Below are 11,256 nucleotides of genomic sequence, written 5' to 3'. Positions count from 1 at the left end.
GGCTGTCGCGCCGATCTCTTCTGCCAGGGGATGATGGGTCAACGGGTGGACCTGCCTGCGGGCGCTAGAGATCATCGATTGTGCCACGATGTCCGACATGAGGTGGAAAGTCTTGTCCCAGGAGGAGCGGATCAGCATCGCGTCCACTTCGCGCAGCCACTCGCTGCTCTCGCCAGCCAGCGCAATCGCCCTGTCGCAGGCGGCAACGAAGTCTTCTGATCCTGTGGCGAGAAAGACGCCCTCAAGGTTGCCGTAGGCGCGTGCGACATCTGTTACCCGGGTGCTGACCACCGGTCGCCCTGCTGCGAGATATTCTGGCGTCTTTGTCGGACTTATGAAGCGTGTCGCCTCGTTCAGCGCGAACGGCATGAGAGCGGCGTCCCAGCCGGAAAGATAGGCCGGCAGGTCGGCATAGGACTTGAGACCGAGATAGTGGATATTCGCCGCACGCGGCAGTTCTTCCTGCGAGATCTTGACGACAGGACCGAGAAAGATCAGCGAGAGATCTGGTCGTGCCCTGGAGACTGCGGCAATAAGGCCCAGATCAAGCCGTTCGTCGATCACCCCGTAATAGCCGAGCTTCGGCCCCGGGACTGCGGCCTGATCCGCCGGTTCCGCCATGCCGTTACGCGTGGCACGGAAATGCTCGATATCGACGCTGGAGGGAAAGGCGTGGATGTTGTCATGCTTGTCGCGCTTTGCCTCAAAAAGACTCACGCCGCCAGTGAACACGGCATCCGCACGCGCCATCAGCGCCCTCTCGGCGTCTTTCAACTGCACCGGTGCGAACTTGAAATTGGCAAGTTCGTCCATGCAGTCGTAGACCACGGCCTCAGCGTCGATATGCGCAGAAAAGGCGTACATCAACGGCGTGTAGTACCAGAGGATGGGTTTCACGCCACCATGGAGTTCGAGCAGTTCGTCCAGCAGATAGCCGAGCGCATCCTGCCGATCCGCCTCGTCCCACCAATGGGGAATCCTCGGGCGTACCGACTTGACGGTCGTGCCGGCAAACGGGTGGATCTCGAGATAGGCGAGATGATGGTCGGTCGGGATGTATTCCTCGAAGAAGAAAACCTGCCGCTGCTGTGAAAATCGCTGCATCAGATGCTGGGGTCTCTGCAGCACGAAATCCCATCGGAGATGAGAGAAACAGACAAGGGGCGCCTTGTCGAGGATGCGGGATTCCGAGGTGCGCGGTATGGGATTCAGCAGGTTCATTGGGTTCCTCTCCAAGTAGTGAAACCTGCAACCAGCTAGGAATCCCTTAGTTCCACCGGTTGAAAGCCGCCCTCTCAAAATTCTGCAGAAATGGCGCTAGCCTCCTGACGGTGTGAGGCCATGTCCAGTTTGCCTGAACGATCTCGCGCGGGGTGAAGGTATCCAGGCGTGCCAGCATATCGGAGATGCCATCGTGAAAACGGTCGGCGCTGGCTGTCGCCCCCGTCAGATCGGTGATGTATTGCAGTCCGCAGCTTAGCGCATCGTTGGCGAGTACCGGGATGCCGGCCAGCATGTATTCCGTGAGGATCGCGGGCGCTCCGTCGTCGATGCCGCAGACGACACCGATGCGGGACTGGTTCATCAGCCGATTGACCTCCTCGAAGTCCACACCGGGCGGCCCGACGAAATCGATGTTCAGACCCGATGCATCGGCCCGTTGGCGCAGGTTCTCCGCCAGTTCGCCGTAGCCGAAAACGCAAAGGGTACGGATGCTGCGCGGCAACCTTACCAACGCATCGAACAGGATGTCGTGACGCTTGTAGGCCTGTGCCGCCGCGACGTAGATGACGTCGTAGATTTTAGGAAGGCCCAGCGGCCGAAACGTCAGATCTGAAGCAAATTCCGGACCGACCGGCATGACCGCCGTCTGTATTTCCGGATGACGTGCCAGCACCGCTGCGGACTGCCATTCGGCGCCGGTCAAAACGAGATCGAAGTGGCGGCTGACCTCAAAAGGAATGCGGAGCGCCGGTGCATCGATGGAATTGTAGATCTTGAAACTCTCGTTGCAGGCAAGAAGAATGTCTTCGCTCACCCCGAGCCCCCAGACGCACAGAATTTCGGGCGGTCCAAAGGCCTTTATGTGAGCAAGCATGTCGTTCGACGAGAAAGGTGCCTCCGGACCATTCAACTGGAAGGCCCGACGAGTGAGCCAGGGACTGGCCGCACTCCGCCAGTCAGAGGGCGGCGTTTCCCCGCGCCAATGGGTCCAGACCTCCGCACAGTCCACAAGGTCGGCTTTCAGCGCAGCAAGCGGCAGCCGCTCGATATAGCCGCCCTTCACCTCGACGCTATCCTGCGACGAGTTAGTTCCTGGACTTTCCCCACGCCTGCCGACCATCCACTGCTCAAGGAATTCAGCGACCGTAGGGACCGCACCATCAAAGTTATCGCCACCTTGATAGTCACTGATGACGACCAGACGTCTGTCTTTCATGCTTAGCCGTCCTTCACGATTTTGTAGAGGAGCGCACGGTCCTGACCGCCGAACGCGAATAGAAGTTGCCATCTCCATCCACGCCACAAGCTGCATCCAAAGATGCGCATAAAGGCCACCGGGCTTCATCCCGGACTGCATCTTTCAGCTGTCGTCACAATGTCGTGTTCCACAACAGCTTTTAGGAAGTTAAGTTCCGAATTATTTCTACGCCAGAGAGGCGTATGAGGCGTGATCTGAGGACCGCCGCTTTCTGTGAATGTTCATTTGGAGTGATCTTGGAAAGCTGAGATGCGGTAACTCCAGTCTCCTAAATTGCTCCGAATGGACAACCTCCTGAAAGCTCACAACTAGAGAGGTGTGCAGCTTGTCGTCTCCGATGCCACGAAAGCTTCAGCTATGGGATGGTGGCAACGAGCCTGAGAGTGGCATGCGTGGGGGTGTGGGGATCGAAACGATCTAACTTGACTCGACAACTGGCAGTCGGTCTACGCTGGGGACAGGTTCAAGTCTCGTGGACCATGCGTGCGCCTCGGCCCTGATAACACCCCCAATTTTGTAATAGCATTCGGAGACGACGCATTCCCTCGAAGACCGCGGCCGTTCGTCAACAATCCGGGGACAGGCACCGCATACATCGCCATTATCCCCGGACTAAGGTCCGCCCTACTCGATCTCGGCCAACCGGGTGATCCAATCGAGTCAAAACTCCGCTCTAAGCGGCAGCGAGTGCTTTCTCGATATCCTGCACAGAATGGCCAGTCAGATCCTTAGCTAGTTCTCCAATAAGAACGTCCGACAGCGACTTATGGTAGCCCTTGCGCATCTCACCCAGCGTGCGCGGTGCCGCAATGATGACAAGGCTCTTGATCTTCCCCTCGAGCACCTGCTTGTTCAGCATCTCCGTAACACCCGCGCCAAATCCGTCTTCGTCTTGCTGACTGTCGTTGGGATTGGCGGAGCTGCTGGAATGACGGCCGCCGGAAGAGATCTTCGAGCTATCGATCGCCGGATCAGGCAACGCTGTCAGAGTGACGGTCGCGGCATCGCCGTCATTCCGGAAAAGGCTAAGCTTTTCGCCATCGGCTACGGCAACCACTGTGTTTTGTGGAAGGTTCATGTTGATCTCCTTGGTAAGCAGCGCAAGTGCACATGACCGCCCCCTGCGCGTTTCTATCCCAGACATAACCTCGCTACAGACGATCCGTTCCGGCTGAGGCCCGACAAACTACGGCATCAGCGGGATCTCAAACCTGTCTGACGCGAGGATCGTCCACAAACATTGCGTGTTCACCCGCGTGGAAGAGGTGGCCGCCGAAGCCCGACCGCCTCTTGAAATTATAGGCCAAAATTCATGCCAGCCACCGATGAACGCGCCATCAACCTGAAACGCCAGCGCCATCCAGCGCTGGATGCGCGCTATGGCTTGCCAGGTGACGTCGGGTCGAAAAGCCAATGCCCGCCATGAAACCGATGGCGGGCATTGACACCTTGGGAGGTATTTCGTCGGCTAGAGGTTGCCGAGAAGATCGTTGACGCGCGATTCCATATCCTTCAGCGCAGCGCCGACATCCTTCTGGCCGGAGACAGCCGAACTCATCTCCTGGCCGATGATATCCTGTATGGCGAACTGACGCTGGACTGCGGAGGGTAGCGGCGTGCCGAGCGTTGCGATCGACGAAATCGTGTCGCGATGCGGCAGGGCCATGAATTCCTTGGACGTCAGCACCGCTTTGATCGCCGGCAGATGGCCGGTGCGCGACCAGTCGAAATCGTTGTCGTGGAAGAATTTCAGGAATTTGCCGATCGCTGCGGTTTGCTCCGGCGAGCGATCCTTCTGGGAGACCGCCCAGCTATGGCCGTCGGCATATTGCGCCTTCTTGCCGGGGAACAGCTGCGGGTAGGGATAGACGGCATAGCCGCCCGCGTTGAGCGAGGTTCCGGGCTTCTCCGACGACGCGGTGTAGTCGCCGATCATCCACGTGCCGTTCAGATGAACGCCGCCTTCGCCGGCCAGAAATGCATTGATGCTGGCGGAGTAGTCGAGATCCTTCGTCGTATCGCCGTTATCAAAGATCGCCTTGTACATTTCGACGACTTTGCGGGCCTCCGGCGTATCGAGTTTCACATGCTTCGGATCGGCGAAGAAGGTGGAATCCTGCTGAAACAGGTAGGTGTAGAGATTGCGGGTGTAGAGCGCGACCTCGTTGGCGAGGTTCTGCACGAAATAGGGCTTGCCGGTCTTTTCCCGGAACTGCTTGGCTTGCGCCAGAAGCTCTTCGGGACTGGTCGGCAGCATCGGCGTGCCGTCGGCCTTGACGAGACCGGCCTTCTTGAAAAGACCCATGTTGATGTGAAAGAGCATAGTCCAGTTGTCGATCGGCAGACCGTAGATCTTGCCTTCCTTGGTGACGCCGCTGAGGCTTGCGTCGGTGAAATCGGTGGAGGCGACGCCAACCGATTTCAAAACGTCGTCGAGAGGCATCAACAGGCCTCTCGAGGCATAGTCACCCAGCACCGACTGGTGGATCGTGACGATATCGGGCGGGTCGCCGGCGGCGAACTGCGCCGTCAGCTGGTCGTAGCCCGGCCATTCGACGGTCGTCACGCTCACATGCACATCGGGGTTGTCGGCGTTGAACTTGTTGATCAGCGACGTCATGATGCCGCATTCGCCAACGGCCTTGGACACATCCGTATTGGTGCCGAAGTCGGCATCGCATGCGCCGAAGAAACGCTGCACCGACAGTTCGGTCGCCGCGAAGGCCGGGCTTGCGCCGGCAAGGGCCACGACGGACGCCGCCGCCAGTAGATATTTCCTGAAAATATGCGTCATATCATTTCCTCCTCATGGGGTCCGTGACCCCTACTGGCCCCTCCCAGGGCATTGTTTAGACGTATCAGGCGCGTGGCATGTCAGCGGACGGCGTTGCCTGAAACCGCCGTCACGATGTATTTCTGGAAGAACAGGTAGAGAATAAGGATTGGCGCGCCGGCAAAGACTGCCTGCGCCATGAGAAAGCCCAGGCCCTCCGACTGGGCGAAATTGCTTTGTGTCGAGGCCATGCCGACCGTCAGCGTGAACATGTCCTTGCGTGTGCCCGAAATCAGTGGCCAGAAATAGTCGTTCCAGGAATTCAGGAAGGTGAAGATGCCGAGCGTCGCCTGCGCCGGTATGGTCAGCGGCAGCAACACTTTCCAGAAGATCTTGAAGCGGCTGGCATTGTCGAGCAGGGCGGCCTCGTCGAGCTCCTTCGGTATGGCCCGGAAATACTGGGTCATCAGAAACACGCCAAAGGGCGCCGAGAGACCCGGCAGGATCAGCCCCTGATAGGTGTTGTGAAACTTCAGCCAGCTGAAAATCTGGTGGCGGGCGATCAGCACTGCCTGCTCGGGGACGGCGAGACCCAACAGCACGATGATGAACAGCGCATTGCGATAGGGGAAGTTCAACCGCGCGAAGCCGTAGCCGGCGAGCGATGCGAGGATCAGCGTCATGATCGTCATCGTGCCCGAGACGATCAGGCTGTTGAGGATCCAGCGGAAGACCGAAGACGTGCCGAGGATGTCGATATAGTTCCTGATCGTGTAGGGGGCGCGGAAGACGGCGTTCATAGCCGTCATCAGCTCCTTGTTCTCTTTGAGCGACAGCGCGATCACCCAGAGCACCGGCGCCATCATGACGACGGCAACGGCAATGACCAGCGCCAGGATGATGCGATCGCCGATGGAGCTGCCGATCCTGTTGGTCGTCGGGCTGATGCTCATCCTTCTTCTCCCTGCCTGCGTGAGAAGAGGTATTGCGCCATGGCTGCAATCAGGATCAGCACGAAGAGCACCTCCGATGCCGCCGCTCCGAGACCGAGGTCCCACTTGGTGAAGGCTGTCTCGTAGATGTAATAGACGATCGGCTTGGACGCGTTGTTAGGGCCGCCCTGGGTCAGCAGCTTGGACTGGCCGAACAGCTGGAACTGCAGCACGATCTGGATGATGACGACGAGCACGAAGGTCCGCCGGATCGACGGCAGGGTGATGTACCACAGCACGCGCCAGCGGCTGGCATTGTCGAGTGCTGCGGCCTCGTAGATATCGCCCGGGATCTGCTGCAACGCCGACAGGAAGAGCATCATCGGCAGGCCGATGCACCACCAGATGGTGGCGATGGCAATGGCGATCATCGCGAGGTCAGGGTTCGACAGAAAAGCCGGTGCCGTCGCCCCGAACCAGCCGTAGATCGTCGTCAGCAATCCGAAATTCGGGACGAAGACGATCCGCCAGATCAGTGTCACGATGGTCACCGAGAGCACCGACGACGAGAAATAGACGGCGCGCAGGATGGTGGCGGTGCGGGTCTTGCGGTTGAGCCCCAGCGCCAGAAGCAGGCCCATGACGGCCAGAAGTGGAACGGTGAGGAAGACGAAATAGAAGGTGTTGCCGACCGATTGTAAGAAGATCTTGTCGTTGTAGAGCCTCAGATAATTGCCCCAGCCGACGAATTTTCCAACGCCGAAGGTGTCTGCCTTGTGAACGCTCAGCCACATGCCCCAGAACAGCGGCACGACCAGCAGCGCCACGAAAAAGAACAGGAACGGCACGACGAAGAGCGCATTGCGCCAAAGCGGAGCGTTGACGTCCTGGCGCTTGCGCGTTGCAATGGCCGTTGCCGCTGGACGGGCGTGGGAGAGGGTCGCCTCAGCCATGACCGGTCTCCTCGCAGTGCCATGCGCGGCCATCTGCATCGAAGAGATGGGCCCGGGTGCCGTCGAGCGTCAGGGATACGGTGTCGCCGACTGCCACCCGGCTGTTGCCGATGTCCTCTGCGACGATGATGCTGTCGTCACGCAGCCGCACATAGAGCAGCGTGCGGTCGCCCAGCCGCTCCAGCACATCGACCTTGCCCGACATCGCCGCCGCTGCCGAGCCCGCGAGCTTGACCGCCTCGGCGCGGATACCGAGCGTATAGTCGCTGCCGCCAGTCATGCCCGAGGGACGGATGGCCGTTTGCACCGTGCTGCCATCGGCAAGGCTTGCCTGCAGGAAGCCATCGCGCTCCGACAGTTTGGCGGACAGAAAATTCATCGTCGGCGACCCGACGAAGGCTGCAACAAAACGGCTTGCGGGCCTGGAATAGATATCCATCGGCGTGCCGATCTGTTCGATCCGGCGATTGTTCATCACCACGATGCGGTCGGCCAGCGTCATGGCTTCGATCTGGTCGTGGGTGACGAAGATCATTGTCGATTGCACGCGGTTTCGCAGCTGGGCCAGCTCGAGCCGGGTGCGTACGCGCAGCGCGGCATCGAGGTTGGATAGGGGTTCGTCGAACAGAAATGCCTTCGGCTCCTTAACGATGGCCCGGCCGATCGCAACGCGCTGGCGCTGGCCGCCCGAGAGCTGGCCGGGCTTGCGGTCCAGCAGGTGGCCGATTTCCAGCATGCGCGCGGCTTCCGTCACGCGCGCATCGATCACCTCGGCGGGAACGCGGATGTTGCGCAGCCCGAAGGCCATGTTGTCGGCGACCGTCATGTGCGGATAGAGGGCATAGCTCTGGAAAACCATGGCGATGTCGCGCTGACCCGGCGGAAGCGTATCGATCCGCTCGCCGTTGATCGAGATCGTTCCCTCGTCGACGGTTTCCAGACCGGCGATCATGCGCAGCAGCGTCGATTTTCCGCAGCCGGAGGGGCCGAGGAAAACCATGAACTCATTCGCCTTGATGGAGAGCGACAGGTTGTCCAGAACAGTCAGGGATCCGAACCGCTTGCTGACGTTGAGGATCTCGATATCGGCCGTCATGTCGGCGCCACTCCGCGTGATCGCAGACCGGACATCCCGGACTCGCACCCGGTTCCAATGACAGCACACCGCGGATCCTTGGCAAACCCGCACCCGGCCGATGACCGTCCCAAGACAGAAGTTAGTGCGTCCATCTTCTCCTCCCAGAGACATCAGGCATCGCTGCCCAGACGGTATGACAAACGAGAACGAAGTCAACATATAGGCGATATGTATCGCCTATCGTGATATAAATAATTCAGGCCTGCAGCCGCAGCATGCGATAGGAAAGCGGGGCGATCGACGCCTTGAGCGTTCCGTCAACGACCGTCGCGCCGTCTGCTTTTCGCGGCACGACGTTGTCAGGCTTGCTTGCCGTGTTGGTAATGGCGAGATCGGGGTTGGCAATTTCCTGGTCGTCTATGACGGTGAGCGTGCCGAATTCCAGCAGTGCGACGCCGAGATCCAGCGCATCTTGCTGATACCGGTTGACGATGAAGAAAGTGATCGTCCGGGCATCGGCGTCGTGCACGGCCGAGATGTCGAGATAGGGAATGTCGCCAAGGCCATCGGCGGCATAGGTCGGGCTATCGACGATCAGTTTCAGCGCGGTGCCGCGGCCATAGACCGATGCGAAGTAATAGGGATAGTAGATCGTCTGTCGCCAGGCCGGGCCGCCCGGCACGGTCATGATCGGCGCGATGACGTTCACCAGCTGCGCCAGGCAGGCGATCTTGACGACGTCGGCGCGGTTGATGAAGGTGTTGAGGATGCAGCCGACCTGCAGCACATCTTCGAAATTATAATCGTCTTCAAGAAGTGCCGGCGCATGGGGCCAGCCGCTGGCACCCTCGAGGATCGCCTTGTCGCGCTCCTTCGAGTGGTACCAGACATTCCACTCGTCGAAGGAGATGTAGACATCCTTGGTCGAGCGTTTCTTGGCCTTGATGAATTCGATGACGCCGGCAACCGTGCCGATATAATTGTCGAGTTCGACGCTCTTGGCGAGAAAATTGGCCGTATTTTTCGCGCGGTTTTCGAAATACATGTGCAGGGAGATGTAGTCGATCTCATTATAGGTGTGGTCGAGGACCGTCGCTTCCCACTGGGGATAGGTCGGCATATGGGCGTTGGAGGAGCCGCATACGACCAGTTCCAGCGAGCTGTCGAAGGCCCGCATCGCCTTCGCCGTCTCGTGCGCCAATCGTCCGTATTCGTCGGCCGACTTGTGACCGATCTGCCAGGGGCCGTCCATCTCGTTGCCGAGGCACCAGAGCTTGACGTCAAACGGTTCGGCCCGTCCGTTGGCGCGCCGCTTGTCACTCCATTCGCTGCCGCCGGGATGATTGACGTATTCGAGGAAGTTGCGGGCCTCATCAAGGCCGCGCGAGCCGAGGTTGACGGCGAGCATCATCTCGGTGTTGGCGGACTCGCACCAGTCCGCGAATTCGTGAATGCCGACCTGATTGCTCTCGGATGTGTGCCAGGCGAGATCGAGACGAGTCGGGCGGCTCTCGCGGGGGCCGATGCCGTCCTCCCAGTTATAGGCCGAAACGAAATTGCCGCCAGGATAGCGCACGACGGGGACATTCAATTCCTTGACGAGATCGATGACGTCCTGGCGCATGCCGTCTGCATCGGCGGTCGGATGGCCGGGTTCGTAGATGCCGGTGTAGACAGCGCGGCCGAGGTGCTCGATAAACGAGCCGTAGAGGCGCGGATCGATTTCGGAGATCGTATAGCGACTATGCGCGGTGACCGCAGCTTTCATGACGTCCTCCACTATATCTTATTTCGTGATTTGTATCACGATTTAGGGATAATAAAGCGGATGCCCCTGACGGGGTCAAGCGGAATTTTGTGAAGGTTTTGGTTCGCGGCGGGTCTTCAGCCGCAGCAGGATGTCCTGGTCGTAGTTGCCGAACCCCCGGCCGAAGATGTTGATGCCACCGGGATGCGCAGCATCGTCCCGCACCCCGATGCGCAGGCGGATGGAGTGATGTTCCTCGAGTTTCAGGTCGGCCAGCGAGATATCCGAGATGCGCAGACCGTCGACGAAGGAGCCGTCGTCGGTGATCCGGAAGTTCTTCAGCTTTCCATATTGTGAGCCTTTCAGCTTCCACCAATCGGGCGTGAAAACCCCGCGTTTGTCGCCGAAATCGCCGGGAGAGGTCCAGGTGCCGACATCGACGCCATTGACCGACAGGGTGATATCGGAAGGCCAGTCGGCGCTGGTGCCCGGTACTTCCGAGCTCAGTTCCATGACGAATTCGATCTCGCGCACGCTGGTGTTGGTCAGGCGGGCATTGTTCGGAAACTGGTATTCGACATGGCCGCGCGTGAACCAGATGAGGGCAGTTTTCATGCGGTCCGGGTCGAGAAAGGTGCTGGGAACATCGAGCAGGCCGATGATGCCGTCGACGGAACAGAGGCCGCAGGGGGCGGTGACCTCGAAGCTGGTATAGAGCCCGAGCGGCATGGAGACTTCGACCGCGTCCGCTTCGGTTTCCTTGATATCGTTCTTGAACACGACGAGAACCTCGTCATAGACGCTGTAGCAGACCTTCTGGTTGCCTTTCCGGGCCTTGTGCGTCTCGGTCCGGATCAGCCCGGCCTCTTCCAGCATCTGGACATTGGTCGACACGCTAGACTGCGGCAATCCGAGCATATCGGCCAGTTCGTTGACGTTGAGGGGGCCCTTTGCGTGCAGCAATTTCAGGATCGACACCCGTGCGGGCGAGGCGAGGCCCTTCAGCACCGGCATGTCTGCTTCGGGGTCGACGACGAGGAAATTGCGGCTCATGAACGTGCGATCAGCCTTCGGGGATGGATGATCTTCTATATCGGGAATTTTGATTTATTCAATCACGTATCAACGGGAAGTTTAACGGCAGCGGCCGTCCTGCTCTCCGGCTTGGTGTTGCGACAGAGATCCGAAAAACTTCACGTCGCTCCAGTTGGCAGCCCATTTCTTTCGCCAAGCCGAGCATGCACTCGCATTAGACCCGGATCACCCCATGGGGGCACACCAGGTCAACAGT

8 protein-coding genes and 1 pseudogene are annotated in these 11,256 nt (G+C 59.3%); all 9 read right to left on the bottom strand.

All coding sequences use genetic code 11. The features are described 5' to 3' along the window. Positions 1–30 precede the first annotated feature (30 nt). A pseudogene (locus tag VH564_RS05275) lies at positions 31–1,221 on the bottom strand (glycosyltransferase family 1 protein); the annotation flags it as partial. Positions 1,222–1,267: 46 nt separating this feature from the next. Beyond that, entirely contained in the window at positions 1,268–2,569 is a 1,302-nt protein-coding gene (locus VH564_RS05270) for a glycosyltransferase (protein WP_423338774.1), read from the bottom strand. 586 nt (positions 2,570–3,155) lie between these two features. Then, positions 3,156–3,560: a host attachment family protein gene (locus tag VH564_RS05265; protein ID WP_423338773.1), complete on the bottom strand. Its 405-nt coding sequence runs from the start codon at positions 3,558–3,560 to the stop codon at positions 3,156–3,158. Between the two features lie 390 nt (positions 3,561–3,950). Next, complete coding sequence (locus VH564_RS05260; protein WP_423338772.1) at positions 3,951–5,276, bottom strand: ABC transporter substrate-binding protein; 1,326 nt, start codon at positions 5,274–5,276, stop codon at positions 3,951–3,953. A gap of 80 nt (positions 5,277–5,356) precedes the next feature. After that, positions 5,357–6,208: a carbohydrate ABC transporter permease gene (locus VH564_RS05255; protein WP_423338771.1), complete on the bottom strand. Its 852-nt coding sequence runs from the start codon at positions 6,206–6,208 to the stop codon at positions 5,357–5,359. After that, positions 6,205–7,140 carry a carbohydrate ABC transporter permease gene (locus tag VH564_RS05250; RefSeq protein WP_423338770.1) on the bottom strand — a complete coding sequence of 312 codons (936 nt, stop codon included), beginning with the start codon at positions 7,138–7,140 and terminating at the stop codon, positions 6,205–6,207. The genes VH564_RS05255 and VH564_RS05250 overlap by 4 nt, the downstream gene beginning before the upstream one ends. Further along, complete coding sequence (locus VH564_RS05245) at positions 7,133–8,236, bottom strand: ABC transporter ATP-binding protein (protein WP_423338769.1); 1,104 nt, start codon at positions 8,234–8,236, stop codon at positions 7,133–7,135. Before VH564_RS05245 ends, VH564_RS05250 begins: the two co-directional genes overlap by 8 nt. A 238-nt stretch (positions 8,237–8,474) precedes the next feature. Beyond that, positions 8,475–9,986: an alpha-N-arabinofuranosidase gene (locus tag VH564_RS05240; protein ID WP_423338768.1), complete on the bottom strand. Its 1,512-nt coding sequence runs from the start codon at positions 9,984–9,986 to the stop codon at positions 8,475–8,477. 75 nt (positions 9,987–10,061) lie between these two features. After that, a complete protein-coding gene (locus tag VH564_RS05235) occupies positions 10,062–11,018 on the bottom strand; it encodes an ArsR/SmtB family transcription factor (protein WP_423338767.1) in 957 nt (318 codons plus the stop codon). Positions 11,019–11,256 lie beyond the last annotated feature (238 nt).

Source organism: Rhizobium sp. HT1-10 (genome assembly GCF_049472505.1).
Classification (GTDB): domain Bacteria; phylum Pseudomonadota; class Alphaproteobacteria; order Rhizobiales; family Rhizobiaceae; genus Rhizobium.
This window is presented reverse-complemented; position numbering and strand designations above follow the sequence as displayed.

What these genes read in the sequence shown, in the direction of transcription:
- VH564_RS05235 (WP_423338767.1), bottom strand. Translation starts at nt 11,018, where the DNA reads ATGAGCCGCAATTTCCTCGTCGTCGACCCCGAAGCAGACATGCCGGTG.
- VH564_RS05265 (WP_423338773.1), bottom strand. Translation starts at nt 3,560, where the DNA reads ATGAACCTTCCACAAAACACAGTGGTTGCCGTAGCCGATGGCGAAAAG.
- VH564_RS05260 (WP_423338772.1), bottom strand. Translation starts at nt 5,276, where the DNA reads ATGACGCATATTTTCAGGAAATATCTACTGGCGGCGGCGTCCGTCGTG.
- VH564_RS05245 (WP_423338769.1), bottom strand. Translation starts at nt 8,236, where the DNA reads ATGACGGCCGATATCGAGATCCTCAACGTCAGCAAGCGGTTCGGATCC.
- VH564_RS05250 (WP_423338770.1), bottom strand. Translation starts at nt 7,140, where the DNA reads ATGGCTGAGGCGACCCTCTCCCACGCCCGTCCAGCGGCAACGGCCATT.
- VH564_RS05255 (WP_423338771.1), bottom strand. Translation starts at nt 6,208, where the DNA reads ATGAGCATCAGCCCGACGACCAACAGGATCGGCAGCTCCATCGGCGAT.
- VH564_RS05240 (WP_423338768.1), bottom strand. Translation starts at nt 9,986, where the DNA reads ATGAAAGCTGCGGTCACCGCGCATAGTCGCTATACGATCTCCGAAATC.
- VH564_RS05270 (WP_423338774.1), bottom strand. Translation starts at nt 2,569, where the DNA reads ATGAAGCCCGGTGGCCTTTATGCGCATCTTTGGATGCAGCTTGTGGCG.